Genomic DNA, 26091 nt, shown 5'->3' with positions numbered 1-26091 from the left:
CCCGTCACGCGCCTGTGCCAGTCTGGGAGGCATGCCGATTCACATTGTCTCCCTGCTCGTCGGCCTCGTCCTCGGCGTCGTCGGCGGCTGGCTCGCCTGGGGGCGCGGCCGCGTCGCGACCGTGCCTGGAGGAAGCGGCGCACCCGGTCGCGAGGTCGCCCGCGGCGACGGAACCGGCGACGGCGACGGGTGGGGCGTCGGCACTCCCGACGCAGCCACGGCGAACCCGCCCGCCCGCGTTTCCGACGTGGCCGCCTCCATCGCGCCGTTGAACGAGGCCGTCGGCCGCCTCGGCGCCGAGCTGCGCGGCATGGACCGCGACCGCGCGGCCACCATGGCCGCGCTGACCAGTCAGGTCCAGGCGATGACGCGCACCTCCACCCGGCTCTCCGACCGCACCGACCGGCTCGTCGCCTCGCTGCGCTCCCCGCAGGTGCGCGGCCGCTGGGGCGAGATGCAGCTCTCCCGCGTCGTCGAACTCGGCGGGATGGTCGAGCACTGCGACTTCGACACCCAGGTCACCGCCCGGATGGAGGGCAAGCTGGTCAAGCCGGACATGGTCGTCCACCTCGCCGGCGGGCGCAGCATCGTCGTCGACGCGAAGGTACCCTACGCCGCCTACCTCGACGCGCTGGAGACCGACGACCCGGAGGAGCACGCCGCCTTCCTGCGCCGCCACGCCCACCAGCTGCGCTCGCACGTCGCCGAGCTGGCCCGCCGCGAGTACGTCGCCGCCTTCTCCCCCACCCCGGAGTTCGTCGTACTCTTCGTGCCGGCCGACCCGTTCCTGGACTCCGCGCTGCAGGTCGACCCCGAGATCCTCGAGTACGGCATGGCCAACTCCGTGGTCATCGCCACACCGACCACCCTGTTCGCCCTGCTGCGCACCGTCGCGCTCGGCTGGCGCCAGGAGGACTTCTCCGACAAGGCCCGCGAGATCCACCGCCTCGGCCGGCAGCTCTACACCCGCCTGGGCACCCTCAACGAGCACTACGCCCAGGTCGGCCGGGCGCTCGACCGCACCGTCGAGGCCTACAACTCCACGCTCGGCTCGCTGGACTCGCGCGTCGGCGTGACCGCCCGCCGGCTCGCCGAGATGGGCGTGCCCGCCCGCACCGACCGCGAGGTGCGCGACCCGCAGCCCGCCACGCGGCCCCGACCCGCCTCGGTCGAGGGCGGACGTCACGGTAAGATTGCGGACCGTGTCCCACACGACCCGTAGATTCCGCACCGCCTCCGACCTCGGCGCCGTCGGGCTGCCGGTGTGGTCCGGCGTGGCCATCGTGATCGCCGCGCTGGCCACGGGGATGCTCATCAGCCTGTTCAACCAGGAGATGGGCGCCCTCTACCTGACGTGCTTCGCCGTCGCCGCCGTGGTCGTCGCCCTCTTCACGCAGCCGCGCGGGCTCTTCCTGACCGTGGCCACGATGCCGCTGAGCTTCGTCGTCTTCACGCTGGCCACAGCCTGGTTGATCGGCCGCCAGCTCAGCCCGAACGTCTCGGGCACCTCGACGACGGCGATCATCACGATGATCTACCCGGTCTTCCAGTTCTTCCCCGTGCTCGCGCTCGTGGTCGCCGGCGCCGCGCTCATCGCCTGGCTGCGCCTGCGCCTGCTGCACCGCAACCTGGCCCGCAGCCACCGCCAACGGCAGGCGACCCGCCGCCGCGACGCCGAGGAGGACCGCCGCAACCGCTACACCGCCACGCGTGCCCGCCGCCGTGCGGGTGCCGGCGAGGAGCGGGGCACCTCAGCGCGGGCCGAGGGCGACATCCCCGAGGACGAGGCGGCCGTGGCCGGCACCGCCGCCTCCACGCGTGTCGCCCGTCCCCCGCGGCAGGAGCGCGCCGAGCGCCCGAAGCGCGCGGACCGCCCCGAGCGGACCGAGCGGACCGAGCGGACCACACGCGGAGAGAAGGCCGGCCGTGGTGAGCGCCCGGAGCGGACCGGCCGCACCGGTCGGCCCGCCCGCCGGCGCACCGCCGACGACGGGGCGAAGGAGCCGCGCGGCGAGCGGCGCTCGCGCAAGGGCCGTCGCGACCGCCGCGAGCGCACCTCGGAGCGCGCCACGCGCCGCAGCCAGCAGGTCACCGTGCAGGAGCTGATCCGGCGCAACGAGGCGCGGCGTCAGCGCCGCGAGTCGCTCAACCGCGACCTCTACGAGGACTGAGCCGCAGCGGCCTCAGGACGACTGTGCTGCCCGGGCCGCGCCCTTGCGGGTGCGCGCCGGACGCAGGTCCCGCGGCAGCGCGAAGGTGATCGTCTCGGAGGCCGTGGTGACCTCCTCGACGTCGCCGAAGCCGTACTCCCCCAGGCGCTCGACGACGGTGCGCACCAGGATCTCCGGCACGCTGGCCCCCGAGGTCACCCCGACGGTCCCGACACCCTCGAGCCAGGCCGGGTCGATCTGCTCGGCGTAGTCGATCAGGTGCGCGTGCTCGGCGCCGGCCTGCAGGGCGACCTCCACGAGCCGCTTCGAGTTCGAGGAGTTCTGGGAGCCGACGACGATCATCAGCTCGCAGCGCTCCGCGATCGCCTTGACGGCGACCTGGCGGTTCTGGGTGGCGTAGCAGATGTCGTCGCTCGGCGGGTCCTCCAGCTGCGGGAAGCGGCGGTGCAGCTCCTGGCGGATCTGCAGGGTCTCGTCGACCGACAGCGTGGTCTGGGACAGCCAGATCAGCTTCTCGTCGTCGAGGAAGTCCGGGAGCTTCGCCACGCCCTCGACGCCGTCGACGAGGTGGGTGACCTCCGGGGCCTCTCCCGCGGTGCCTTCGACCTCCTCGTGGCCCTCGTGGCCGATGAGCAGGATGTGGTAGCCGTCGCGGGCGAAGCGCTTGACCTCGTTGTGGACCTTGGTCACCAGCGGACAGGTCGCGTCGAGGGTGCGCAGCTGCAGGCCGTCGGCCGAGTCGCGCACCGCGGGGCTGACGCCGTGGGCGGAGAAGACCAGGTGGGCGCCCTCGGGCACCTCGTCGGTCTCGTCGACGAAGATGACCCCGCGTTCGGCCAGCGTGTCCACCACGTAGCGGTTGTGCACGATCTCCTTGCGCACGTACACGGGGGCGCCGTACTTCTCCAGCGCCTTCTCCACGGTCTCCACCGCACGGTCGACACCCGCGCAGTAGCCGCGGGGCGCGGCGAGCAGCACCTGCTTGTCTCCTTCACTCATGCGCCCCACCGTACCCAGCCCGGTCCACGGGGCACAACGCGCGGCGCGCCGTACGGATCTTCCACAGGCACGGGGGCGGAGACGGTGTCATCCACAGGCCCGCGCGGTGCGCCCGGCGGGCCGCGGGGACGCGGCGATAGACTCTGCGCCATGGGCAAAATGGTCACCAGCGCCGAACGGCCGGTCCCCGTCAGCCGGCTCAACGACATGGTCAAGGGCTGGGTCGAGCGAATGGGCACGATCTGGGTCGAAGGTCAGCTCACCCAGGTCGCCGCGAAGCCGAACTGGAAGCTGGCCTACCTGACGCTGCGCGACACCGAGCGCCAGGCCAGCGTGAAACTGACGTGCCCGGCCAAGCTCGTGCGCGACTCGCCCGTGCCGCTTGACGACGGCGCGCGGGTCGTCGTGCGCGGTAAACCCGCCTTCTATGCGGGGCGCGGCGAGTTTTCGCTGTGGACCACCGAGATCCGCCCCGTCGGCGTGGGCGAGCTGCTCGCCCGCATCGAGGCGCTGCGCAACCAGCTGGCCGGCGAGGGCCTCTTCGACCCGTCCCGCAAGCGCCGGCTGCCGTACCTGCCGCAGCTGATCGGGCTGATCACCTCGCGCGACTCCGCGGCCGAGCGCGACGTGCGCTCGGTGGCCGAGGACCGCTGGCCCGAGGTCGCCTTCCGCACCGTGCACACGCCCGTGCAGGGCGCCGACGCCGCGCCGAAGGTCATCGAGGCGCTGCGCACCCTCGACGCCGACCCGGAGGTCGACGTCATCATCATCGCCCGCGGCGGCGGCTCGGTCGAGGACCTGCTGCCCTTCTCCGAGGAGGCCCTGCAGCGGGCCGTGGCGGCCGCGGGCACGCCGGTCGTCTCCGCGATCGGCCACGAGCCGGACCACCCGGTGCTCGACAACGTCGCGGACCTGCGCGCGGCCACGCCGACGGACGCGGCCAAGCGCGTGGTCCCGGACGTCGCCGCCGAGCGCGACCTGCTCGCCGAGGCCCGCGCCCGCGCCGCGGCCGCCCTGCGCAACTGGGTCCGCCGCGAGGAGCGCGGCCTCAGCCAGCTGCGCTCGCGGCCGGTGCTGGCCAACCCGATGACCCCGATCGAGACGCGGCGTGAGGAGATCGGGCGCGCGCTCGACCTGGCCCGCCGCGACATCAGTCAGCTGCTCGCCCGCGAGCGCGAGCGGGTCACCGGGCTGCGCGCCCGGGTCGCCACGCTCGGCCCCGCGGCCACGCTGGCCCGTGGCTACTCGGTGGTCCAGGTCGTCCCGCGCGACGGCACCCCGCCGGAGGTGGTCACGGAGATCGGCCAAACCCCGCCCGGAAGCCAGCTGCGCATCCGGGTGACCGACGGCTCGATCACCGCCGCCGGCATGTCCACCCGTCCCGCCGACTGACCCGCCCCGTCAACTTCCAGAGGAGATCCACGATGACCCAGCCGAACGCCAACCAGCCGAATCAGCCCAACCAGTCCAACCAGCAGCACGCCAACCGCGACGCCTTCGGCACCGGCGAGCCCGGTGAGGACGCCTTCCCGCCGGTCGACCAGCTCAACTACGAGACCGCGCGCGACCAGCTCGTCGAGATCGTCAAGATCCTCGAGCTCGGCCAGATGAGCCTGGACGAGTCGCTGCGCTACTGGGAGCGCGCCGAGGAGCTGGCCGGCCACTGCGAGCGCCAGCTCGCGCGGGCCTCGAAGAAGGTCGAGGACGCCCTCGCCCGCCGCGACGGCGGTCAGCAGGGTCCCGGGGCGGACGCGCAGAACCCGGGCACGGGCGCGCAGGACGCGGGCGCGAACGCGCGGCAGTAGCAGAAACGACGCCGCACGCGCGGCGTCGTCAATCGTGGGTGCGGGCCGACCCGCTCAGCCGCGCAGGTAGACGCTGCGCGCGGCGGTCCAGTCGGAGTTGGCGAACTCGAAGTAGCCGGGCTCGCCCTTCAGCCGCAGGCCGATGCCGTCGCCCTGGGACATGTCGTAGACGGTCGCGCCCGACCACTCGACGGAGACGGAGTCGATGTCCTCGGTGAACTCGCGCAGCACGGTCTTGCCGGACTTCGGTGAGGTCAGGTCGACCCAGTCGGCGACCATGTCGAGCAGCAGGTGCTTCTGGGCGTCGTTGAGCTCGCTGCCCTTGAGCCCGTCGACGTCGGGGCGGTCACAGGAGACGTCCTCGAGGCACTCGGAGGCCTCGGGGGTGGAGTCGCGGTAGACGGCGGTGCGCTGCTCGTGGGTCAGCGAGTTGAAGAAGGCGAAGGCCGAGCCGTACATGCCCAGCACCGGGGTGCGCGGCTCCGCACCGCGGCCGTTGTCGGCGGCGGCGAAGCTGGCGCGAGCCGGGGCGACGGTGACGGTCCGGCCCTTCGGGTCGACGGCCGCGCCGACGTCGAGGTCCTCCCCCTCGGCGCGCACCGACCAGGTCTCGCCGCCGAGCGGGTCGCCGCTCATCCTCAGGTGCAGGTCGTCGGTCGCGTTCCCGTCGCCGCTCTCCGCGAGGGCGGAGTAGGCCGTGTCGCTGACCAGGACGCGCGCCAGGCGCTTGACCGCGGCCAGTTGGCGGCCGTCGAGTTCGCGGCTGTCCAGGCCGCGGCCGGTCAGCTGGGCGCGCTGGACGTCACCGAGGGACTCCATGAAGTCGACCGCGCTGAGCGTCACCCTCGCCACCGTGTCACCGGCCGCGGTCGGGTCCGCGGCGGGCACGGAACCGGTGCGCAGGGACCCGGTGCCGCGGGCCGCTTCGTCGGGCTCCTCCTGGTCCTCAGCGGCGTCGCGCTCGGCGGGGGCGACCAGGGAGCCGACGGCCAGGGACTCGGGCTCCTCGCCGCGGGCCGAGGTCAGGCCGTCATTGCGGACGAGCGCCACGACGCCGCCGACGCTGATCACGCCGAGCACGACCAGCGGCACGAGGGCGGCCACGCGGCGCCGGCGGCGGAAGCCGACGGGGGTCGCGGACCTGGACGTCAAACGCATGCTCTCCATTGTGCTCCCGGACCTGTGTGCGGCCTGAATGTGCCCCTGTGAACTCCCGCAGCGTTGCGGGGAATATCCGACGCGGGGAGTATCTGGCGCAGGGCCGCCACCGTCAGGCCCGGCCCTCCCCCTCCCCGGGGTTCTGGTCGATGACCGGGGCCTCGACCACCGCCTCGGTGAGGGTCTCCCAGTCGGACTCGGGGGCCGCACCGCTGACCAGGGCGCGGGTCTCGCCGAGGTCGACGGCCCAGATGTCGCGGACCTCGTCGCTGTCGGCCGCGTAGACCGAGACGGTGGCACCCGCGATCTGGCGCTCGCCGGTCTTCTCACGGCCCTCGGTCGCGGCGGCGGCCTGCTCGTCCGCCCCCGTCTGGGTCAGCTGGAGATAGCCCTCGTCGGCGGTGATGTAGCCGGTCACGGCGGCCTCCTCGCCGCCGGCGGTGCCGCGGCGCGCGGAGTTCGGCGTCCAGCCCTCGGGCACGCCCGGGTCGCGCACGGGCACGCCCAGGCTCGCGGCCTCCATGCGCAGGAAGGTCCCCGCGTCGACCTCGCGGACGGGCCCGTTCTCCGGCCGTCCCGGTTCGAAGGAGCACATCCCGGTCGGCGCGACCGCGAGAACGACGATCACGCCCATCACCAGAAGGGTGAGGACCATGTCCCGCGTTCCGTTGAAGATCCTGGGTTTCTCCGACACGCGCCCCAGTATCGCATGCCCGCGGGACACGGCCGCAGCCGCCCACCTCAGGCGCCCACCTCAGGCGTGCCCGCAGACTCCGGATGACCGCACCCGTGGGAGGGCACGCACACCGGCCCGACGGTGGTGTTCGCGGCACTGCCCTATTCCAGGGGTGCACGTCACTCCGGTTCCATCCCGGAAAGTGCAAGAATATAAGTGGTACCCAAGAACCGGTCTCCCAGGAGGAATTGCCAGTATGACCACCGAAAAGCACGGCACTCAGGGCCACGAGGCTCCCGACCGCAACCTCGCCATGGAGCTCGTCCGCGTCACCGAGGCCGCCGCGCTGGCCTCGGGCCGCTGGGTGGGCCGCGGAATGAAGAACGAGGGCGACGGCGCCGCCGTCGACGCGATGCGCGCGCTGATCAACTCCGTGAACATGAAGGGCGTCGTCGTCATCGGCGAGGGCGAGAAGGACGAGGCCCCGATGCTGTTCAACGGCGAGGAGGTCGGCACCGGTTTCGGCGCCGAGGTCGACATCGCCGTGGACCCGGTCGACGGCACGACCCTGATGGCCGAGGGTCGCCAGAACGCCATCTCCGTGATCGCGGCCGCCGAGCGCGGCACCATGTACGACCCGTCGGCGGTGTTCTACATGAAGAAGATCGCCGTGGGCCCGGAGGCCGCCGGCTCCATCGACATCGAGGCCCCGGTCGCGCACAACATCAACGCCGTGGCCAAGGCCAAGGGCATCCGCCCCTCCGAGGTCAACGTCGTCGTGCTGGACCGTCCGCGCCACAAGGACCTCATCGCCGAGATCCGCCGCGCCGGCGCGAAGGTGCGCCTGATCTCCGACGGCGACGTCGCCGGTTCCGTCGCCGCCGCCCAGGACACGACCTTCAACTCGGTCGACATCTGCATGGGCACCGGCGGTACCCCGGAGGGCATCATCACCGCCTGCGCCATGAAGTCGATGGGCGGCGAGATCCAGGGCATCCTGGCCCCGCGCAACGACGAGGAGGCCGCCAAGGCCCGCAACGCCGGCCACGACCTGGGCCGCGTGCTGACCACCAACGACCTGGTCACCTCCGACAACTGCTACTTCGCCGCCACCGGCGTGACCAACGGCGACATGCTGCGCGGCGTGACCTACCGCAACGCCGGCGCCACCACCCGTTCGGTGGTCATGCGCTCCAAGTCGGGCACGGTGCGCTACGTCGAGTCGCGCCACCTGCTCAAGAAGCTGCAGGAGTACGCCGTGGTCGACTACTCCGACCCGAACGCCTGAGTTTTCGGGCACACTGGATCCCGGGTCCGACACCGGGGCTTCGCGCCCCGCGTCGGACCCGGTGCCACGCCCGGCGCTCCCCCGTCGGTGAGCGCACCGGAGAACACTTAACTAACACCAGCAGATGAAAGTGGTTGAGACAGTCATGGCAGATCAGGAATACCGCATCGAGCACGACACGATGGGTGAGGTCAAGGTGCCCGTCGACGCTCTGTGGCGTGCGCAGACCCAGCGCGCGGTGCAGAACTTCCCGGTCTCGGGCCGCGGCCTCGAGGCGACCCAGATCCGTGCGCTCGGCCTCCTGAAGGCCGCCTGCGCCCAGGTCAACAAGGACTCCGGCGCGCTGGACGCCGAGAAGGCCGACGCGATCATCGCGGCCGCCCGCGAGATCGCCGACAACCAGCACGACGACCAGTTCCCGATCGACGTCTTCCAGACCGGTTCGGGCACCTCGTCGAACATGAACACCAACGAGGTCATCGCGTCGATCGCGCACGCCAACGGCGTCGAGATCCACCCGAACGACCACGTCAACATGGGCCAGTCCTCCAACGACACCTTCCCGACGGCCACCCACGTCGCCGCGACCGAGTCGGCCGTCAACCACCTGATCCCGGCCCTGAAGGTCCTGCACGACTCCCTGGACAAGAAGGCCCACGAGTGGGAGGAGATCGTCAAGTCCGGTCGCACCCACCTCATGGACGCCACCCCGGTCACCCTGGGCCAGGAGTTCAGCGGCTACGCCCACCAGATCGCCGCCGGCATCGAGCGCGTCGAGGCCACCCTGCCGCGCCTGGGCGAGCTGGCCATCGGCGGCACCGCCACCGGCACCGGCCTGAACACCTCCGCCGACTTCGGCGCGAAGGTCACCGAGGAGCTCAAGAAGCTCACCGGCCTGGAGCAGCTGCGCGAGGCCCGCAACCACTTCGAGGCGCAGGCCGCCCGCGACGCCCTGGTCGAGTACTCGGGCGCGATGCGCACCATCGCGGTCTCGCTGTACAAGATCGCCAACGACATCCGCCTGATGGGCTCCGGCCCGCTGACCGGCCTGGCCGAGATCCACCTCAAGGACCTGCAGCCGGGTTCCTCGATCATGCCGGGCAAGGTCAACCCGGTGCTGTGCGAGTCGGCCACCCAGGTCGCCGCCCAGGTCATCGGCAACGACGCCGCCGTCGCCTTCGGCGGTACCCAGGGCCAGTTCGAGCTCAACGTCTTCATCCCGATGATGGCGCGCAACGTGCTCGAGTCCGCCCGCCTGCTGTCCAACGTCGCCCGCGTCTTCGCGGAGAACTGCGTCGACGGCATCGAGCCGAACACGGACCGCATGCGTCACTTCGCCGAGTCCTCGACCTCGATCGTCACCCCGCTGAACTCGGCGATCGGCTACGAGAACGCCGCCAAGGCCGCCAAACACGCCCTGCACGAGAAGATCACCGTGCGCCAGGCCGTCATCGACCTCGGCTTCGTCGACGGCGAGAACCTCACCGAGGAGGAGCTCGACCGTCGCCTCGACGTGCTGAGCATGTGCAACACCGACCGCGACGAGTGATCCCCCGCCGCTGACCGGCACACCGCACAACCGACCCGCCCCGACCGCACCCGCGGCCGGGGCGGGTTTCTCTCTGCGCGCCGCGACCACGCCGGGCCCGGCGACCGTGCCGGCGCGCCCCGCCGATCTCCCTGACCTGCACCGGAAACCTGCACGGCGTGCATACTTGCACCCAGTGCACTGATAGCACTAAGTTGGTCCGCCGTGACCGAAGAGAACCTGAGCCTGCGCGAGACCAAGCGGCGGGCGACCTTTGACGCGATCGAGGACGCGGCGACCGCGCTCGTCCTCGAGCGCGGCTTCGACTGCGTCACCGTCGAGGAGATCTGCGAGGTCGCCGGCATCGCCCGTCGCACCTTCTTCAACTACGTCGACTCCAAGGAGACGGCCGTCTACGGGCTGCCGCTCGAGCCGCCCTCCGAGGACTCCGGCGCCGCCTTCATCGAGGCGGAGCACGCCGAGCCGCTGGTCGACCTGTTGTACTTCTACTTCGACTGCTCGGTGCTGGCCGCCGCCCCCGGCGGGCGCACCCCGAGCCTGAAGGTGATCAAGCGCCGCAAGGTCCTCAACCGGCAGGCCCCGGGTTCGGTGATCCAGAGGTACTACCGGGACCCTGAGCTGTACTCCGCCTACTCCGGGATCATGACGGCGTTCCTCGAGCGTCACCCCGGGGCCCGCTCGGCCCCGGACATGCCGGTCGAGCAGGAGGCGCTGTACGCGGTGGCGCTGTGCGGCACCGCGCTCCGCGTCGGCATGCACGCCTGGATCCGGCAGCCGGACAGCGTGCTCGAGGACCTCAAGCCCACGTGCCGCGAGGCGCTGCGCAACCTGCTGCGCCTCTCCCTGCACCCGGACCCCGACGCCACGGCCGCCCCGGCGCCCCCGGGTGCCCCGGAAGCACCGGAAACACCGAAAACACCGGAAACCCCGGTCACACAGAACACACAGAACACTTCCCCCGAGACCCGAAAGGAGGCCACCGGTGAGCACCACTGACCCGACCGCGACCGCGGCCGTCGCCAAGCACGACGCCGGCGACCACACGCCCGACACCGCCGCCCCGTCCCCCACGCCCGAGGCCACGCACCCCTCCGGCATCCCGGCCGAGACCCGCCGCCTGCTGCCCTGGATCATCGCCTCGCTGATGCTCTCCATGCTGATGAGCTCGCTGGGCCAGATGATCTTCTCCACCGCGCTGCCGACCATCGTCGGCGAGCTCGGCGGCGTGGAGCACATGAGCTGGGTGATCACCGGCTTCCTGCTCGGCCAGACCATCTCGCTGCCGATCTTCGGCAAGCTCGGCGACCAGCTCGGGCGCAAGGGCCTGTTCATCTTCGCCAACGGCCTCTTCGTCGTCGGCTCCCTGCTCGGCGGGCTGGCCAACTCCATGGCCGTGCTCATCGTCGCCCGCGTGCTGCAGGGCATCTCCGGCGGCGGCATGATGATCCTCTCCCAGGCCATCACCGCCGAGGTGACCACCCCGCGCGAGCGCGGCAAGTACATGGGCGTCATGGGCTCGGCCTTCGCCGTCTCCTCGGTGCTCGGCCCGGTGCTCGGCGGCTGGTTCACCGACGGTCCCGGCTGGCGCTGGGGCCTGTGGCTCAACGTCCCGCTCGGCCTGATCGCGATCGTGGCCGTCTCCTTCCTGCTGCGCCTGCCCGAGCGGGAGCGCCGCCTCAACCTCGACTGGGCGGGCACCGCGACGATGGCGATCGCCACCGCGGCCCTGGTCCTCGTGACCACCTGGGGCGGCAATGAGTACGAGTGGTCGGACCCGGTGATCATCGGGCTGATCGTCACCTTCTTCGTCGTGGGCGCGCTCTTCGTCTTCGTCGAGCTGCGTGCGGACGACCCGCTGGTGCCGATGCGTCTGTTCGCCAACCGCAACTTCGTGCTGACCACCGTCGCCGGCTTCGGCATCGGCATCTTCATGTTCGGCTCGCTGGCCTACTTCCCGACCTACCTGCAGATGGTCCACGGCCTGTCCCCGACCTCGGCCGGTCTGATGCTGATCTGGATGATGGTCGGCGTGATGGGCACCTCGATCGCCGTCGGCGGCCTGGTTTCGCGCACCGGCAACTACAAGGTCTTCCCGATCGCGGGCATGTTCATCGTCACCGCCGGGCTGATCCTGATGTCGCGCCTGGACCGTGAGACCAGCCTGACCGGCGTGGGCCTGCGCATCTTCGTCTTCGGCTTCGGCATCGGCTGCGCCATGCAGGTGCTCGTGCTCATCGTGCAGAACTCCTTCGCCGTCCGCGAGGTCGGCACCGTCACCGCCGCGAACAACTTCTTCCGCCAGATCGGCGGTTCGGTCGGCGCGGCCCTGGTCGGCGGCCTGTTCGTGGACAAGCTGAAGGACCTGCTCGCCGAGCGCATCCCCGAGGCCATGGCATCCATGGGCCAGGCGGGCGCCCAGGCCGGCGGCCAGCTGCAGCAGATCGACAGCGCGCGGCTGACCCCGGACATGGTCAACTCGCTTCCCGAGCCGATCATGGTCGCCATCGAGTCCAGCTACAACGACGCGCTGACCCCGATCTTCCTGCTGCTCGCCCCGGTCGCCCTGATCTGCGGGCTGATCCTGATCGGCATCCGCGCCGACACCCTCAAGGAGACCATCTCCTGATCCGGCACTGAGATTGCCGACGCCGCGCAGCGTGCGCGAGCGTGCGGAAGCGCCCGTCCCCTGTGCAGGGGGCGGGCGCTTCTTCTTTGTGCTTCGTCTCGGCCCGGGGCCGGGCGGGCCGCGGGGAAGGTCAGCTGTCGGGCAGGTCGTCGACGTGGATCTCGGGCTTGGGCAACAGCTTCTCCCAGACGTCGGTGTCGCGCCACTGGCCGGCGAGCTCGCCGTAGGGCATCTTGGCCAGGTGGTGGTAGGTGCCCACCTTCTCGAAGCCGCGGGAGGCGTGCAGACGCGCCGAGCCCTCGTTCTCCGGGAAGATCCAGGAGTGGATGGCCCACTTGCCCATCTCGGAGACGCGCTCGATCAGCGCGTCGAGCAGGGCGCTGGCCACGCCGCGGCCCTGGGCGTCCGGGGAGATGTAGATCGAGTCCTCGACCACGCCGCTGAAGACGCGGCGCGAGGAGACCGGGGCGGCTGCGACCCAGCCGAGCAGCTTCGCGTCGTCCTCCTTGTCGACGGCGACCTGGACGCTCTCCATCAGCTTCGAGGTGCTGAATTTCTCCCAGTCCCAGGCACGACGCTCGTAGGAGGCGTGCCCGGTGTTCAGGCCGTGCTCGTAGATCTCCTGGACCTGCGGGAAGTCTCCCTGGCGGAAGTCCCGGACGATGAAGGTCTTTTCTGCCATACCCACCATTTTCCTGTCTCTGCGCGGGGCGCGCAACCAGTTGGTCGGACGCCTCCGATTCAGTCCCCGAGCAGCTCGGTGACCAGTTCGGCGATCTCGGAGCGCTCGGAGCGGCGCAGCGTCACGTGGGCGAACAGGTGGTGGTCCTTGAGCTTCTCGATGACGGCCTGCACGCCGTCGTGGCGGCCGACGCGCAGGTTGTCGCGCTGGGCGACGTCGTGGGTGAGCACGACCCGGGAACGCGCGCCCAGGCGGGACAGCACGGTCAGCAGCACGTTGCGCTCCAGCGACTGCGCCTCGTCGACGATGACGAAGGCGTCGTGCAGGCTGCGGCCGCGGATGTGGGTCAGGGGCAGCACCTCGAGCAGCCCGCGGTCCTCGATCTCGTCGAGGACGTTCTGGGAGACCAGGCTGGACAGCGTGTCGTGCACGGCCTGCGCCCAGGGGTTCATCTTCTCGTCCTCGTTGCCGGGCAGGTAGCCCAGGGTCTGCCCGCCCACGGCGTAGAGGGGGCGGAAGACGATGATGCGGCGGTGCTCGCCGCGCTCGAGGACGGACTCGAGGCCGGCGCACAGGGCCAGCGCCGACTTGCCGGTGCCGGCGCGCCCGCCGATGGAGACGATGCCGATCTCCGGGTCGTTGAGCAGGTCGAGGGCGATGCGCTGCTCGGCGGAGCGGCCGGTCAGCCCGAAGGCCTGGGCGTCGCCGCGCACCAGGCGCACGCCGGTGGCGGTCACCCGCCCCAGGGCGGACTGGGAGAGCGCGGCGAACTTCACGCCGCAGTGCACGGGCAGGTCCTCGAGATTCTCGCCGTCGTCGGTGACCACGTCGGCCAGGCCGGGGTGGTCGAAGTCGAGCTCGCCGTCGGCGAAGAGGGCGTCGACGACCTCGCCGGGCACGTGCACGCGCGCCATGCCCGAGTAGCCGGTGAGCACGACGTCCTGGGCGTGGTACTCGTCCGCCGGCAGGCCGACGGCGCCGGCCTTGACGCGCAGCGGGACGTCCTTGGTCACCAGGGTGACGTCGCGGCCCTCCTCGCGCAGGTTGAGCGCGCAGGCCAGGATGCGCTGGTCACCGCCGGGACCGCGGAAGGCGGCGGGCAGGATCGACTGGTCCTGGTGGTTGAGCTCGACGACGAGGGTGCCGCCCTCGACGTTGACGGGCACCGGGCGGTCGAGGCGCTCGTAGGTCGCGCGCAGCTCCTCGAGGTGGCGCAGCGCCTCGCGGGCGAACCAGCCGAGGTCCGGGTGGTGGCGCTTGTCCTCGAGCTCGCTGATGACCACGAGCGGGAGCACGACGTCGTGCTCGGCGAACTTGGTCAGGCAGTGCGGGTCGGAGAGGATCACGGAGGTGTCGATGACGTAGGTCCGAGTGGCCACCCGACCCTCCTCCTCTCGCTCGGCGTGCTCTGCGGTGCGCGTGATCGGGCTGGTCATGTCGGGACGTCTCCTCGGTAGGCCGGGTTTTCCTCTGTCCACCGCCGAGGCTAAGGGCCGTATGCGGGAATTACATTGCTGGTATATGAACGGTCGGTGACTGTGCCTGGTACTTCCGGTGGCCCTTTTCCCCTCGAGTCACACCGGCCCCAGTAGACGAAAACGGCCCCGCACCACGAAGGTGCGGGACCGCCAGGTCCGCTGGACGTTAGTTCTGCTGGATGTCGGCGCCGAAGCCGGAGCCCTCGTCGATCCAGGAGATGGTGCCGTTCTGGAACTCCTGGGTCCAGCCGGTGGCCTCGGAGGCGTCCTTCTCCGGCTCGGTCGGCAGGCCGATCTCGGCGTCCAGGCCGCCCTGCTCGTCCCAGGTCTCGCCGATCTTGCCCACCAGCTCGACCGGGCCGGTCTCCTCGGAGTAGACGATACGGTCGCCGTTCTCGAAGGTGGCGACGGTGCCGTTCTCGCCCTCCTCGACGTCGGTGACCTGGCCGAAGTCGGACTCGTGCTCCTCGATGGCCTTCGCCAGCGCGCCCGGCACGGCGACCTTCTCGCCGCCGGCGGTCTCGATCTCCTGGGTCTCGCCCTCGGCGCCCTCGGACTCGGAGGCGGACTCCGCGGCGGACTCGGAGGCGGTCTCCGAGGAGTCGGAGGCGTCCGCCTCGCTGGTCACGGCGCTGGAGGTCACGGTCTCGTCGATCGAGCCGTCGTTGCCGTCATCCGAGCAGGCGACCAGGCCGAGGGCCAAGGCACCGGCAGCGGCGCCGGCGAGCACGCGACGGGTGAGGGAACGGTTCATGATGAAGACCTTTCTTGCAGAGTCTGTGTACCTTTCCATGGTGCGCCATGTGGCCGTCCCCGTGCCACCTCGCGTGACAACTGTGACATTCCCGTGACCCGGCGTAGCGACGGCGCAACGGCTCCGCAACACCGGCCCGGCCCCGCTCAGCGCCGCCGGCACCGCACACGTGGCCCGCTCACCGCCGCCCGCGGCCGCCGCGTCCGCCTCGCCCGCGACCCGGGCGTCCCCCGCCCCGGCCGGACCTGCCGGACTTCCTGGGTCCCTTGCCCTTCCTGTCATTTCCGGTGCCCGCCCCCTTACCGGCCTTGGCTCCCTTCCCGGCCATGGCACCCTTGCAGGCCTTGCCGTTCTTGCCCGTCTTGTCATTCCGGGCCCCACCCCGGCCGCCGCTCCCCCGCGCGCCGCGGGGGTTGGCGCGCCTGGTCGAGTTCGCCGTGCGCCCCTTGGCCACGCCGACGAAGTCCTGCACCGCGTCCGAGTCCGCCTCGCGTCGCCACACCAGCGCCACGCGGGTGGGCACCACGCCGACCTGCGCGGCGTCGGCAAGCGTCAACGGCACCACCTGGCGCTTGGCCAGGACCTTGAGCACCGGGCGCGGGGCGAGCACGACGCCCACGTTCGCCCCGACGACAGGCAGCATGGTGCGCACCTGGGCGATGTCGACGGTGCCGTCGGCGGCGGGCCGGTAGTGCACGGTCTCGTCCTCGAGGTCGGCGAAGCGCACCGCCTCGCCGAGCTCGGCGAAGACGCTGTCCTTGGGCACCGCGACGCCCGGGGCCTCGTCGTAGAGCTCGACCTTGTGCAGCTCCCCCAGCGCGGCCTCGACGCGCGGGTCGGGAAGCCGCACGAGCGCCAGGGTGACCCGGCCGTCGAGCACCTCGGCGACGGGGTCGTCGGAGGCGGCGGCCTCCACTCCCCCGTGCGCGGTGGTCTGCCGGTAGCGGCGCAGCCACTTGCCGGGCTCGCAACCGGTGGCGAAACTCAAGGTCAACATGGCGGTAATGCTACCGTGAGGCCCATGAGCGAAGAACTGGCCGGACGCCGCCCCTCAGGCCGGGCGATGAAGCCGCAGACCGCCGCGCGCAAGCTCGGCGTCTATCTGCCCGCAACCCCCCAGGAGTTCCAGGACAACGCCGTCACCCACGCGGAGCTGCGCGAACTGCAGCACAATCCGCCGCAGTGGCTGACCGAGCTGCGTGAGAAGGGCCCGCACCCGCGGCCCGTGGTCGCCGCCAAGCTGGGCGTGACCATCGCCGCGCTGAAGCGGCACGACTCCGCCGGACCCCTGACCACCGCCGAGATCGAGGCGCTGCTCGCCGACCAGCCCGAGTGGCTGCGCGCCGAGCGTGAGGCCGCCCGCGGCGAGGAAGGCAAGAAGGAAGAGACCGGGGCCGAGGCTCCGGCAGACGACGCCGGGGCCCCGGCCGAGGAAGACTGACCCGGAAACCGGCCGCGCCTAGCGCCGCGGCCAGGAGAACTCCACCTCACCGTCGACGGTGACGCGCGCCGTGCCCTCCGGGTACGGCGCCTCTTTGTTCTCGGGCACCGGTCCGGAGACCTCGAGCTCCACGTCCGCGCGGTGCCCGGCGCCGTCGGCGGTGCCGGTGACCCGGTAGACCAGGCGCGTGTTCTCCGTGTCGACGACCTCGACGTCGCCGTGGGTCAGCCACGGGTGGCGCCGGCGCAGCGCGATGAGCGCCTCGTAGACCGGGTAGAGCCAGCGGCCGAGCCCCGAGAGCTCCTCCGGGGTGGCGGGAAGCGGCGGGCGCAGCGCGTCGTCGGCGCCCCAGCCCTCCCCCTTCGCGCCGCGGAAGGCCTGCTCGTCGCCGTAGTAGACGCTCGGCAGCCCGGGCACGGTGAACAGCACGGTGGCGGCGAGCACCGCGCCGGCGTCGCCGACGGTGCCGGCGATGCGGTCGACGTCGTGGTTGCCCACGAAGGTCTGCATGAGCAGCTTCGCGGAGAAGTCGTGGTGGCGGCCCAGCGCGTGGGCCAGCTCGAAGAAGTTCGCGTCCTTCAGCGAGCTCCACACGGCCTTCCACAGCTCGTACTGGGTGACCGTGTCCAGGTGCGAGGCCAGGCCGAACTCCGCGTAGTCGCCGTGGATCATCTCGCCGAGGAACTTCGCGTCCGGGTGCGTCTCGTGCACCCGGTCGACGACCTCCGCCCAGAACTCCGTGGGCACCGCGTAGGCGACGTCCAGCCGCCACCCGGAGATCCCCCGGTCCAGCCAGTGGCGCATGACGTCGACGACGAAGTCCGCGGTGCGCGGGTCCGCGTGGTCGAGCTCGGCGAGCGTGCCGTCGCCCTCCCAGCCGGCGACGTTCCCCTCGGCGTCGCGGCGCACCGGACCGCCCTCGTCCACGAAGGGGTGGGTGGCGGCGACGTGGTTGAACACGCCGTCGAGAATCACGTCCAGCCCGCGGGCGTGCGCGGCCTCGATGAGGCGGCGGAAGTCCTCCTCGTCGCCTAGGCGCCGGTCGATGCGGTAGTGGTCGAGCGTGTCGTAGCCGTGCGCGACGGACTCGAAGATCGGGCCGAGCAGCAGCCCGTTGCAGCCCAGCCGCACGACGTAGTCGAGCCAGGGCTCCAGGCGGCGCAGTCGCGGCGCGGCGTCGTCGCCGGCGCGGTCGCGCACGGGTGCCCCGCACGCGCCGAGGGGGTAGACGTGCCACCAGATGGCGTAGTCGAGGTTCACGGTCTGCTCTCCGTTTCCGCTTGGCGACGCCGCGCGGTGCACCCTCGGCGGGTGCCGCCCCGTCGGCGGGTGCCGCCCCGTCGGCGGGTGCCGCCCCGTCTCCGGGGCGGCTCAGGCGGCCTTAGTCGCTGAACTTCCAGTTCTCCCACCCATCGTAGAGCGGGTAGTCCTCGGCGATCTTGGCCACGCGGGCGCGCAGGGCCTCGACGTCGGCGTTCTCACCGGCGGCCAGGGCGGTGCCGATGATGTCGGCGACCTCCTCGAAGGCCTTGGTGTCCAGGCCGCGGGTGGCCAGCGCCGGGGTGCCGATGCGCAGGCCGGAGGAGACTGCCGGCGGACGCGGGTCGAAGGGCACGGCGTTGCGGTTGACGGTGATGCCGACCTGGTGCAGGAGGTCCTCGGCCTGCTGGCCGTCGAGCTTGGACTCGCGCAGGTCCGCGAGCACCAGGTGGACGTCGGTGCCGCCGGTCAGCACGTCGACGCCGGCGGCGCGGCAGTCCTCGCCGGTCAGGCGCTCGGCGAGGATGCGTGCGCCCTCGAGGGTGCGCTCCTGGCGGGCCTTGAACTCTTCGGTGGCGGCGATCTTGAGCGCGATGGCCTTCGCGGCGACGACGTGCATCAGCGGGCCGCCCTGCTGGCCGGGGAAGACCGCGGAGTTGATCTTCTTGGCCCAGTCCTGCTTGGCCAGGATCATGCCGGAGCGCGGGCCGCCCAGGGTCTTGTGCACGGTGGTCGAGACGATGTCCGAGTGCGGCACCGGCGAGGGGTGCAGCCCGGCGGCGACCAGGCCGGCGAAGTGGGCCATGTCGGTCCACAGCACGGCGCCGACCTCGTCGGCGATGGCGCGGAAGGCCGCGAAGTCGAGGGTGCGCGGGTAGGCGGACCAGCCGGCGATGATGACCTTCGGGCGGTGCTCGAGGGCCAGCTCGCGGACCTTGTCCATGTCGATGCGCATGGTCTCCGGGTCGACCTCGTAGGCGACGACGTTGTAGAGGCGGCCGGAGAAGTTGATCTTCATGCCGTGCGTCAGGTGGCCGCCGTGGGCCAGCGAGAGGCCCATGATCGTGTCGCCGGCGCGGGCCGCGGCGTGCAGCACCGCGGCGTTGGCCTGGGCGCCGGAGTGCGGCTGGACGTTGGCGAAGTCGGCGTCGAAGAGGGACTTCGCGCGGTCGCGCGCCAGGTCCTCGATGACGTCGACGTGCTCGCAGCCGCCGTAGTAGCGGCGTCCGGGGTAGCCCTCGGCGTACTTGTTGGTCAGCACCGAGCCCTGCGCCTGCAGGACGGCGCGGGGCACGAAGTTCTCGGAGGCGATCATCTCCAGGGTGCTGCGCTGGCGGTCGAGCTCGGCGCGGATCGCGGCGTCGACGTCGGGGTCCAGCGACGAGAGCGGCTGGAGGCGGGTGTCTTCGGTCATGAGGGCTGACGGGCCTTTCGTTCCTGTCTACGGTCAAGTGCGACGGTTCACAGTCTAGACCCGCCCCGCGACAACCCACCCGCGCCCTCCCTGGCAAGATGTATGCCATGTCGCGCAGCAACGTCATCAGTCCCTACCTGGACTTCGACCGGGAACAGTGGCGGAAGCTGCGTCGCGCGATGCCGCAGGTGCTCACCGAGGAGGAGGTCGCCTCCCTGCGCGGCATCGGCGAGAACATCGACCTGCGCGAGGTCGCCGAGGTCTACCTGCCGCTGAGCCGTCTGATCCACCTGCAGGTCGCCGCCCGCCAGCGGCTGACCGCCGCCACCGACGAGTTCCTCGGCGCCGAGGCCCAGCACGTGCCCTTCATCATCGGGGTCGCCGGCTCCGTGGCCGTGGGCAAGTCGACCACCGCCCGCCTGCTGCAGGTCCTGCTGCAGCGCTGGGACTCCCACCCGCGGGTGGACCTGGTGACCACCGACGGCTTCCTGTGGCCCGCCGCGGAGCTGCGCCGGCGCCGGATGATGAACCGCAAGGGCTTCCCCGAGTCCTACGACCGACGCGCGCTCCTGCGCTTCGTCACCGACGTCAAGTCCGGCATGCCCGCCGTCGAGGCGCCCGTCTACTCCCACCGCCTCTACGACCGGGTGCCCGACCAGGTGCAGACGGTGCGCCGCCCGGACATCCTCATCCTCGAGGGCCTCAACGTGCTGCAGACGGGCCCGACGCTGATGGTCTCCGACCTCTTCGACTTCTCCGTCTACGTCGACGCGCCCACGGCCACCATCGAGGAGTGGTACATCAGACGCTTCCTCGCGCTGCGCTCCACCGAGTTCACCAAGCCCGGCGCGCACTTCCGCCACTTCGCCGGCCTGCCCGACGCCGAGGCCGTCTCCGAGGCCCGCGAGATCTGGCAGTCGATCAACCTGCCCAACCTGGTCGAGAACATCCTGCCGACCCGGGTGCGCGCCTCCCTGGTGCTGCGCAAGGGCGACGACCACCAGGTCACCCGGGTGCGCCTGCGCAAGCTCTGAGAGCCTCTGGGGCCTCAAGAGCTTCAAGAGCTTCAAGACCTTTACGCACCGGAAAGTCGTTGTTCCGCCTACGCCGCGGGGAACCGCCGGGCGTCGGGGCGCGGCGTCGTCAATCGCTCTGTCAGTGCGCGGCGTGCGCGCGCACCCACGCCTCGACGGCGTCGAGCTCGGCGAGGTCGACCTGGTCGACGTCGCGGTCGTAGGCGGCGATCATCGCGCGGTCGTTGTCGGACTTGCGCGGCTTGGCCTTCAGCGCGCGGATCACGCCCCACATCACGGCGCGGTGGGCGCGGCTGATCTCGGAGTAGAACAGCCTGCCCGGCAGGTAGAAGCGGGCGACGTCCGGGCGGGCGCGCAGCTTGCCGGCCATCTGGTCGCGCTCGCGCGCGGAGTCCGGCAGCGACATGCCCACGGCGACCGCGGCGGCCGGGCGGGCGCCGGTCTCGGCCTCGGCGAGGAAGTCGGCGGCCTCGATCTGCGGGCCGAAGGTCGGCGAGGCGACCACGAGCGGGGCGTCCGAGGCGCTCAGGTCGATCGCGCGGGCCTCGTCGAGCGGGCGGGCCACGGTGCCCAGTCGGGCGGCGAGCTCCTCGGCGTAGCGGCGGGTGGAGCCGTAGGTGGTGGCGAAGAAGACGTCGGCGACGGCTGGGGCGCCGGAGGCGGCGTCGGCTGCGGGATCGGCTGCGGGGTCGGTTGCGGGCACGGGTGAATCAGCGCTCCTGGAGTGCGACGGTGACGGAGAGATCGAACGGGAGGCCGGCCCCGCGTGCGGGGCGGCGGTCAAAGCCCAGGCTACCGGTGGGTCCGTGGGCGGTGACGCGCGCCGGTGCGGCCGGTGCGCCAGGCGCCAGCGGCCGAAGCCGGCCGGGGTCAGTGGTCGAGGCCGGCCGGGGTCAGCGGCCGAAGCGGCGCGAGCGCTTGGAGTACTCGCGCAGGGCGCGCAGGAAGTCGATGCGGCGGAAGGCCGGCCAGTAGGTGTCGGTGAACCAGATCTCCGAGTAGGCGGCCTGCCAGAGCAGGAAGCCGGAGAGGCGCTGCTCGCCGGAGGTGCGGATGACCAGGTCCGGGTCCGGCTGGCCGCGGGTGTAGAGGTGGTGCGAGATCGACTCGACGGAGACCTTCTCCGCGAGCTCCCCGGCCGGGGTGCCCGCGGCGACCTCCTCGTCGATGAGCGCGTGCACGGCGTCGACGATCTCCTGGCGCCCGCCGTAGCCGACGGCGACGTTGACGGTCACCCCGTCGTTGCCCTCGGTCTCCGCGGCGGCGTCGCTGAGCCGGCGCGAGATCGCCTCGGGCAGCAGGTCCAGGTGGCCGACGAGGCGCAGCCGGCAGTTGTTCTCCTTCTGGGCGAGCTCGGCGACGACCTCGGCGATGATGTCGTAGAGCATCGTGAGCTCTTCGGGCTCGCGGCGCAGGTTCTCGGTGCTCAGCAGGTAGACCGTGATGATCTCGACCTGCGTGTCGACGCACCAGCGCACCATCTCGCCGATCTTCTTCGCCCCGACGCGGTGGCCGTGGCTGACGTCGTCGAAACCGGCCTCCCGGGCCCAGCGGCGGTTGCCGTCGCACATGACGGCCACGTGCCGGGGCTGCGGCAGCCCCTTGAGCTCGCGCTCGAGACGGCGCTCGTAGAGGGGGTAGAGCAGCCTGCGCGGGGAGAAGTTCACGTCATCCGAGTCTAGTCGCGCACCGTCCGGCGGGCGCGCACCGCCGCGGCCAGTTCGCCGAGCAGGTCGACGGTGACGTCCATGCCCATGCAGGCGTCGGTGACCGACTGGCCGTAGACCAGGCCCTCTCCCCCGTTGGCCTTCAGCCGCGCCGGGTCGATCTTCTGGGCGCCGGGGACCAGGAAGGACTCCATCATGACCCCGGCGATCGCCGAGCCGTGGCCGCCGCCCGCGGCGACCTGGGCGGCGATGTCGCGCACCACGTCGGCCTGGCGGACGTGGTCCTTGCCGGAGTTGGCGTGCGAGGCGTCGATCATCAGCCGCTTCGGCCGCTTTTCGGGGAGGCGCTGCAGGGCGCGGTCCACGGCGCCGGCCTCGTAGTTCGGCCCGCCGGTGCCGCCGCGCAGGATGATGTGGCAGTGGTCGTTGCCGGCGGTCTCGACGACGGCGAGCTCACCGTCGTCGGAGGTGCCGAAGAAGGTGTGCGGCTGCGCGGCCGCGGCCACCGCGTCGACGGCGACCTGGACGTTGCCGTCGGTGCCGTTCTTGAAGCCGATGGGCATCGACATGCCGCTGGCCAGCTGGCGGTGCACCTGGCTCTCGGTGGTGCGCGCGCCGATCGCGCCCCAGGCGACCGCGTCCGAGTAGTACTGCGGGCTGTTGGGCTCGAGGAACTCGCAGGCGGCCGGCAGGCCCAGGGTGACGACCTCGGTGAGGACCTGGCGGGCCAGGCGCACCCCGCGCGGGATGTCGAAGGTGCCGTTGAGGTCCGGGTCGTTGATCAGGCCCTTCCAGCCGACGGTGGTGCGCGGCTTCTCGAAGTAGACGCGCATGACGACCTTCAGCTCGTCGGCCAGCCGCGCGGCCAGCGGGCTGAGCCGGTTGGCGTAGTCGAGCGCGGCGACCGGGTCGTGGATCGAACACGGCCCGACGATCACCGTGAGGCGGTCGTCCTCCCCGGCGAAGGCGTCCGCGATCTCCTGGCGGTCGCGCTCGACCTGCGCCTGGGCGCGGGCGCCGAGCGGGTGCTCGGACTGGATCTTGGCGGGGCTGGGCAGGGAGTGGAAGGCCAGCACGCGGCGGTTGGTCGTCGATGCCGGGTGGTCGAGGGAGACCGGGCTGCTCATGGGGTGGCTCCTGGTTCGTGTGGTCCGCGCGGTGCGGGGCGGTGGCGGTCGGGGTGGAAAAGGGGGTCAGGACACAAAAAAGCAGCCCTCCCGCCGGGTGGCGGAAGTGCTGCTGCTCCAGGTGTGGCTGCGCCGTCTCAGGGTGTGGGCGCCGACGATCCGGCGCGGCCCACTCCTGGAGCCTCGCCAAAATAAAATCGCCTGGTCTGTGTCATGGCCCCGACGCTAGCACACCGGCCGGGCGGCCGGGGGCGCTTTCGGGCGGGGATTACAGCCAGCGCTTCTTCGACCGGTCGAGCACACCGGCCTCGGCCATCGCCTCGTCGATCGCCTTCTCGTCGAAGGGGTCGATGCCGTGGCGCTCGGCGAACATCATGCGGCGGTTCATCCGCGAGTAGCGGCGGTAGAAACGCCAGCCGATGAAGAGCACCGCGGCCAGCAGGGCCACGATGACCAGCAGGCCGATCGGGGACGCCTTGCCGAACTCCGGGCCGAGCGGTCCCCCCTTCTCCTGCTGGGCGAGCACGATCAGGTCGCCGAAGTCCGCGCGGGCGCCGGCCAGCGCGGCGTCGAACGCCGGGGCAGCGGCAGCAAATCCGGTCACGGGCGTCATCCGCCTTTCCTCTAGTCAGTCTCCTGGCGGGCGCACATGCGCCCGGTTTCATCCCAGGTTAGTCGCCGCGGGCCGCGGGCTCAGAGCCGGGCGCGGGCCGCGGCCTCCTGGGCGTCGGCCTCCGCGACGTCGTCGGAGATGCCCGCGAAGAGGTCGTCCTCGGGGATGTCGGTGCTCACGCGGGTCTGGGCCAGCTCGAACTCCTCCGTGGGCCACAGGCGGGCCTGCACCTCGGGCGGGGTGGCCAGGAACGCGCCGGCCGGGTCGATCTGGGTGGCGTGGGCGCGCAGGGCGGCGTCGCGGTTGGTGAAGTAGTCGTCGCAGCGCACCTGGGTGGTCACGCGCGCCATGATGTCGGCGTCGTGCGCCTTCCAGCGGGCCAGCATCGGCTCGTACGGGCTGGGCAGGCCCTGCTCGATGAGCAGGTTGTGGAAGAGCTCGAGGCGCTGGCGGACGAAGCCGTGCGTGTAGTACAGCTTCAGCGGCGCCCACGGCGCGCCGAGCTCCGGGGCGTAGTCGGAGCGGCCGGCCTTGTCCCAGGCGGTCATGGAGACCTCGTGGACCTTCAGGTGGTCCGGGTGCGGGTAGCCGCCGTTCTCGTCGTAGGTGATGATCACGTGCGGACGCAGCGTGCGGATGACCTTGACCACCTCGCGGGTGACCTCCTCGCTGTCGTCGAGGGCGAAGCAGCCCTCCGGCAGCGGCGGCAGCGGGTCGCCCTGCGGCAGACCCGAGTCGACGTGGCCGAGCCAGACGTGGTCCACGCCGAGCGCGGCGACGGCCTGGGCCATCTCCTCGCGGCGCACCGAGACCATGTTCTCCTTGATCCCCGGGCGGTCCATGGCCGGGTTGAGGATGTCGCCGCGTTCCCCGCCGGTGCACGTGAGCACCGTCGTCGGGTGGCCCTCGTCGGCGTAGCGGGCGAGGGTGGCCGCACCCTTGGACGACTCGTCGTCCGGATGGGCGTGGATGGCCAGAAGCCGGGTGGCACTCACCGGTGCATCCCTTCCTTTCGCGGGTGGGTCTCGGGGGAACCTTACAAGACCACTCACTGTACGCGGGAGGCTACGATGAGGGCACCGCAGCGGGTGACCGCGGGTGCGCGAGCCCGCCGTCACCGTCCCCCGAAACCGATCCCGCGCCGAGGAGGCCCGAGCGACCACCGTGTCCGATTCGACCCAGATCAACCGCCCCGCCGAGCGCTACGGGGCCGCGCGCCGACCCGTCGACAAGTCCAACCGGAGGACCGGCCGGGCGGTCATCCTCGCCGTCCTCTTCGTCGCGATCGTCACCGTCGTCCTCTTCGCCCAGTTCATCTCGCAGCGCCAGGACGCCGACGTCACCGCCTCGATGACGAACTTCGAGCGCGTCGAGGACGACACGTTGGCCATGAGCATCGACGTCACCCGCGACGACGTCGACAAGCCCTCCTACTGCATCGTCACCGCGCTCAACTACGACAAGGCCGAGGTCGGCCGCCGCGACGTCGTCATCCCCGCCGGCGGCCCGGAGACGCAGCGCATCGACGTCGAGATCACCACCCGCGACCTGCCGGTGTCCGGCAGCGTCTACGGTTGTTCGACGAACATGCCCGCCTTCCTGGGGCACTAGTACCCGTGTGCTAGGATCGGGCACCATCTAGTGCGCATTTGACCTGCGGTTTCACCGCTCCAACCCCACGGGGCCACGGGCGGCGGGGGCCGCGGGTGGTGTGTGACGGCCCGCCCGCGCCGCGGGAGCAGCCCCGCGCGGCGGGCCGACGAGGATTCGCAAAGCGGAAAGGACGCCACGCATGGCAGACGGTCAGCAGCAGTACATCACCCCCGAGACCAAGGCGAAGCTCGAGGAGGAGCTGCAGAACCTCATCGACCACCGCCCCGTGGTCGCCGCCGAGATCAACGAGCGCCGCGAGGAGGGCGACCTCAAGGAGAACGCCGGTTACGACGCCGCGCGTGAGATGCAGGACCAGGAGGAGGCCCGCATCAAGAAGATCTCCGAGATCCTCGCCAACTCCACCACCGAGCGCTCCGCCGTCGTCGAGGGCGTGGCCAACGTCGGCTGCGTCGTGCACGTCTACTACAACGGCGACGAGAGCGACAAGGAGACCTTCCTGATCGGCACCCGCGCCGCCGCCTCGGACAACAAGGACCTGGAGACCTACTCCGAGCAGTCCCCGCTCGGCGCCGCCATCCTGGGCGCCAGCGAGGGCGAGACCCGCGAGTACACCGCCCCGAACGGCCGGACCATCTCCGTGACCATCGAGTCGGCCGCCCCCTACGACTCCATCAAGGCCGCCACCCCGCGCCAGAGCTAAGGCCCGCGACGGTTTCCCGTACCCCCCTCCCCCAC

General features: G+C 71.5%; 26 protein-coding genes. 12 read left to right on the top strand and 14 right to left on the bottom strand.

What is annotated here, in order from left to right:
- Positions 1 to 31 precede the first annotated feature (31 nt).
- On the top strand, positions 32 to 1222 hold the full coding sequence (locus CFRA_RS04050) for a DNA recombination protein RmuC (protein ID WP_075663573.1): 1191 nt from the start codon (positions 32 to 34) through the stop codon (positions 1220 to 1222).
- On the top strand, positions 1203 to 2171 hold the full coding sequence (locus CFRA_RS04045; protein ID WP_075663572.1) for a DUF6542 domain-containing protein: 969 nt from the start codon (positions 1203 to 1205) through the stop codon (positions 2169 to 2171). The genes CFRA_RS04050 and CFRA_RS04045 overlap by 20 nt, the downstream gene beginning before the upstream one ends.
- Before the next feature lie 12 nt (positions 2172 to 2183).
- Here CFRA_RS04045 and CFRA_RS04040 read toward each other — a convergent pair whose 3' ends face one another.
- Positions 2184 to 3170 (bottom strand): 4-hydroxy-3-methylbut-2-enyl diphosphate reductase, encoded by a 987-nt coding sequence (locus CFRA_RS04040; RefSeq protein ID WP_075663571.1) that lies wholly within the window; start codon positions 3168 to 3170, stop codon positions 2184 to 2186.
- A gap of 150 nt (positions 3171 to 3320) precedes the next feature.
- On the opposite strand from CFRA_RS04040, the gene xseA reads away from it, so the two are divergent.
- Positions 3321 to 4562 (top strand): exodeoxyribonuclease VII large subunit, encoded by a 1242-nt coding sequence (xseA, locus tag CFRA_RS04035; RefSeq protein ID WP_075663570.1) that lies wholly within the window; start codon positions 3321 to 3323, stop codon positions 4560 to 4562.
- 32 nt (positions 4563 to 4594) lie between these two features.
- Entirely contained in the window at positions 4595 to 4975 is a 381-nt protein-coding gene (locus CFRA_RS11420) for an exodeoxyribonuclease VII small subunit (RefSeq protein ID WP_083666812.1), read from the top strand.
- A gap of 54 nt (positions 4976 to 5029) precedes the next feature.
- Here CFRA_RS11420 and CFRA_RS04025 read toward each other — a convergent pair whose 3' ends face one another.
- Together CFRA_RS04025 and CFRA_RS04020 are read right to left on the bottom strand one after the other, a co-directional pair.
- Positions 5030 to 6133, bottom strand: coding sequence for a DUF3500 domain-containing protein (locus tag CFRA_RS04025; protein WP_156887960.1), 1104 nt, complete (start codon positions 6131 to 6133; stop codon positions 5030 to 5032).
- Between the two features lie 112 nt (positions 6134 to 6245).
- A complete protein-coding gene (locus tag CFRA_RS04020; RefSeq protein ID WP_156887959.1) occupies positions 6246 to 6827 on the bottom strand; it encodes a DUF4245 domain-containing protein in 582 nt (193 codons plus the stop codon).
- A gap of 238 nt (positions 6828 to 7065) precedes the next feature.
- Between CFRA_RS04020 and glpX the strand changes: the two genes are divergently transcribed.
- From glpX to CFRA_RS04000, 4 genes are all read left to right on the top strand, one after another.
- A complete protein-coding gene (gene glpX, locus CFRA_RS04015) occupies positions 7066 to 8097 on the top strand; it encodes a class II fructose-bisphosphatase (protein WP_075663567.1) in 1032 nt (343 codons plus the stop codon).
- Positions 8098 to 8242: 145 nt separating this feature from the next.
- Complete coding sequence (locus CFRA_RS04010; RefSeq protein ID WP_075663566.1) at positions 8243 to 9646, top strand: class II fumarate hydratase; 1404 nt, start codon at positions 8243 to 8245, stop codon at positions 9644 to 9646.
- A 204-nt stretch (positions 9647 to 9850) separates the two neighbouring features.
- A complete protein-coding gene (locus tag CFRA_RS11720) occupies positions 9851 to 10642 on the top strand; it encodes a TetR family transcriptional regulator (protein WP_211272337.1) in 792 nt (263 codons plus the stop codon).
- Positions 10643 to 10790: 148 nt separating this feature from the next.
- Positions 10791 to 12272, top strand: coding sequence for an MDR family MFS transporter (locus CFRA_RS04000; RefSeq protein ID WP_083667024.1), 1482 nt, complete (start codon positions 10791 to 10793; stop codon positions 12270 to 12272).
- A 130-nt stretch (positions 12273 to 12402) separates the two neighbouring features.
- Here CFRA_RS04000 and CFRA_RS03995 read toward each other — a convergent pair whose 3' ends face one another.
- The 4 genes from CFRA_RS03995 to CFRA_RS03980 form a co-directional block, all read right to left on the bottom strand.
- Positions 12403 to 12954 (bottom strand): GNAT family N-acetyltransferase, encoded by a 552-nt coding sequence (locus tag CFRA_RS03995; protein WP_075663565.1) that lies wholly within the window; start codon positions 12952 to 12954, stop codon positions 12403 to 12405.
- A 59-nt stretch (positions 12955 to 13013) separates the two neighbouring features.
- The gene (gene phoH2 / locus CFRA_RS03990) at positions 13014 to 14390 is read right to left on the bottom strand and encodes an RNA 5'-3' helicase PhoH2 (protein ID WP_075663564.1); all 1377 of its coding nucleotides are present in this window, start codon (positions 14388 to 14390) and stop codon (positions 13014 to 13016) included.
- Positions 14391 to 14598: 208 nt separating this feature from the next.
- Positions 14599 to 15186 (bottom strand): LGFP repeat-containing protein, encoded by a 588-nt coding sequence (locus CFRA_RS03985; protein WP_075663563.1) that lies wholly within the window; start codon positions 15184 to 15186, stop codon positions 14599 to 14601.
- Between the two features lie 178 nt (positions 15187 to 15364).
- Positions 15365 to 16183, bottom strand: a complete 819-nt coding sequence (locus CFRA_RS03980; protein ID WP_075663562.1) for a LysR substrate-binding domain-containing protein — start codon at positions 16181 to 16183, stop codon at positions 15365 to 15367.
- Positions 16184 to 16207: 24 nt separating this feature from the next.
- Between CFRA_RS03980 and CFRA_RS03975 the strand changes: the two genes are divergently transcribed.
- Complete coding sequence (locus tag CFRA_RS03975; RefSeq protein WP_075663561.1) at positions 16208 to 16627, top strand: DUF5997 family protein; 420 nt, start codon at positions 16208 to 16210, stop codon at positions 16625 to 16627.
- 18 nt (positions 16628 to 16645) lie between these two features.
- Here the strand turns inward: CFRA_RS03975 and CFRA_RS03970 are convergent, their stop codons facing one another.
- Positions 16646 to 17887, bottom strand: coding sequence for an alpha-amylase family protein (locus tag CFRA_RS03970; RefSeq protein WP_075663560.1), 1242 nt, complete (start codon positions 17885 to 17887; stop codon positions 16646 to 16648).
- Positions 17888 to 18008: 121 nt separating this feature from the next.
- Positions 18009 to 19301: a serine hydroxymethyltransferase gene (glyA, locus tag CFRA_RS03965; protein ID WP_075663559.1), complete on the bottom strand. Its 1293-nt coding sequence runs from the start codon at positions 19299 to 19301 to the stop codon at positions 18009 to 18011.
- A gap of 107 nt (positions 19302 to 19408) precedes the next feature.
- Here glyA and coaA point away from each other — a divergent pair, with 107 nt between their 5' ends.
- Entirely contained in the window at positions 19409 to 20335 is a 927-nt protein-coding gene (coaA, locus tag CFRA_RS03960; protein WP_075663558.1) for a type I pantothenate kinase, read from the top strand.
- Positions 20336 to 20456: 121 nt separating this feature from the next.
- Here the strand turns inward: coaA and CFRA_RS03955 are convergent, their stop codons facing one another.
- The 5 genes from CFRA_RS03955 to mca form a co-directional block, all read right to left on the bottom strand.
- The gene (locus CFRA_RS03955; protein ID WP_075663557.1) at positions 20457 to 21038 is read right to left on the bottom strand and encodes a flavodoxin domain-containing protein; all 582 of its coding nucleotides are present in this window, start codon (positions 21036 to 21038) and stop codon (positions 20457 to 20459) included.
- A gap of 190 nt (positions 21039 to 21228) precedes the next feature.
- Entirely contained in the window at positions 21229 to 22002 is a 774-nt protein-coding gene (locus tag CFRA_RS03950) for an isoprenyl transferase (RefSeq protein ID WP_075663556.1), read from the bottom strand.
- An 11-nt stretch (positions 22003 to 22013) separates the two neighbouring features.
- Positions 22014 to 23129 carry a 3-deoxy-7-phosphoheptulonate synthase gene (locus tag CFRA_RS03945; protein ID WP_075663555.1) on the bottom strand — a complete coding sequence of 372 codons (1116 nt, stop codon included), beginning with the start codon at positions 23127 to 23129 and terminating at the stop codon, positions 22014 to 22016.
- Between the two features lie 268 nt (positions 23130 to 23397).
- Positions 23398 to 23742 carry a hypothetical protein gene (locus CFRA_RS03940; protein ID WP_245797673.1) on the bottom strand — a complete coding sequence of 115 codons (345 nt, stop codon included), beginning with the start codon at positions 23740 to 23742 and terminating at the stop codon, positions 23398 to 23400.
- Between the two features lie 80 nt (positions 23743 to 23822).
- Positions 23823 to 24737: a mycothiol conjugate amidase Mca gene (gene mca, locus CFRA_RS03935; RefSeq protein ID WP_075663554.1), complete on the bottom strand. Its 915-nt coding sequence runs from the start codon at positions 24735 to 24737 to the stop codon at positions 23823 to 23825.
- A 169-nt stretch (positions 24738 to 24906) separates the two neighbouring features.
- Here mca and CFRA_RS03930 point away from each other — a divergent pair, with 169 nt between their 5' ends.
- Together CFRA_RS03930 and greA are read left to right on the top strand one after the other, a co-directional pair.
- On the top strand, positions 24907 to 25353 hold the full coding sequence (locus CFRA_RS03930) for a DUF4307 domain-containing protein (RefSeq protein ID WP_075663553.1): 447 nt from the start codon (positions 24907 to 24909) through the stop codon (positions 25351 to 25353).
- A gap of 181 nt (positions 25354 to 25534) precedes the next feature.
- Positions 25535 to 26056 (top strand): transcription elongation factor GreA, encoded by a 522-nt coding sequence (greA, locus tag CFRA_RS03925; RefSeq protein WP_075663552.1) that lies wholly within the window; start codon positions 25535 to 25537, stop codon positions 26054 to 26056.
- Positions 26057 to 26091: the final 35 nt, after the last annotated feature.

The organism is Corynebacterium frankenforstense DSM 45800 (assembly GCF_001941485.1).
GTDB classification, from domain to species: domain Bacteria; phylum Actinomycetota; class Actinomycetes; order Mycobacteriales; family Mycobacteriaceae; genus Corynebacterium; species Corynebacterium frankenforstense.
This window is presented reverse-complemented; position numbering and strand designations above follow the sequence as displayed.

Coding starts and splice junctions, on each gene's coding strand:
- glpX (WP_075663567.1), top strand. CDS start 7,066: ATGACCACCGAAAAGCACGGCACTCAGGGCCACGAGGCTCCCGACCGC.
- CFRA_RS03985 (WP_075663563.1), bottom strand. CDS start 15,186: ATGAACCGTTCCCTCACCCGTCGCGTGCTCGCCGGCGCCGCTGCCGGT.
- glyA (WP_075663559.1), bottom strand. CDS start 19,301: ATGACCGAAGACACCCGCCTCCAGCCGCTCTCGTCGCTGGACCCCGAC.
- CFRA_RS04050 (WP_075663573.1), top strand. CDS start 32: ATGCCGATTCACATTGTCTCCCTGCTCGTCGGCCTCGTCCTCGGCGTC.
- CFRA_RS04025 (WP_156887960.1), bottom strand. CDS start 6,133: ATGCGTTTGACGTCCAGGTCCGCGACCCCCGTCGGCTTCCGCCGCCGG.
- coaA (WP_075663558.1), top strand. CDS start 19,409: ATGTCGCGCAGCAACGTCATCAGTCCCTACCTGGACTTCGACCGGGAA.
- phoH2 (WP_075663564.1), bottom strand. CDS start 14,390: ATGACCAGCCCGATCACGCGCACCGCAGAGCACGCCGAGCGAGAGGAG.
- CFRA_RS03945 (WP_075663555.1), bottom strand. CDS start 23,129: ATGAGCAGCCCGGTCTCCCTCGACCACCCGGCATCGACGACCAACCGC.
- greA (WP_075663552.1), top strand. CDS start 25,535: ATGGCAGACGGTCAGCAGCAGTACATCACCCCCGAGACCAAGGCGAAG.
- CFRA_RS03940 (WP_245797673.1), bottom strand. CDS start 23,742: ATGACGCCCGTGACCGGATTTGCTGCCGCTGCCCCGGCGTTCGACGCC.
- CFRA_RS03980 (WP_075663562.1), bottom strand. CDS start 16,183: ATGTTGACCTTGAGTTTCGCCACCGGTTGCGAGCCCGGCAAGTGGCTG.
- CFRA_RS03995 (WP_075663565.1), bottom strand. CDS start 12,954: ATGGCAGAAAAGACCTTCATCGTCCGGGACTTCCGCCAGGGAGACTTC.
- CFRA_RS04010 (WP_075663566.1), top strand. CDS start 8,243: ATGGCAGATCAGGAATACCGCATCGAGCACGACACGATGGGTGAGGTC.
- CFRA_RS04000 (WP_083667024.1), top strand. CDS start 10,791: ATGCTCTCCATGCTGATGAGCTCGCTGGGCCAGATGATCTTCTCCACC.
- xseA (WP_075663570.1), top strand. CDS start 3,321: ATGGGCAAAATGGTCACCAGCGCCGAACGGCCGGTCCCCGTCAGCCGG.
- CFRA_RS03975 (WP_075663561.1), top strand. CDS start 16,208: ATGAGCGAAGAACTGGCCGGACGCCGCCCCTCAGGCCGGGCGATGAAG.
- CFRA_RS04040 (WP_075663571.1), bottom strand. CDS start 3,170: ATGAGTGAAGGAGACAAGCAGGTGCTGCTCGCCGCGCCCCGCGGCTAC.
- CFRA_RS11420 (WP_083666812.1), top strand. CDS start 4,595: ATGACCCAGCCGAACGCCAACCAGCCGAATCAGCCCAACCAGTCCAAC.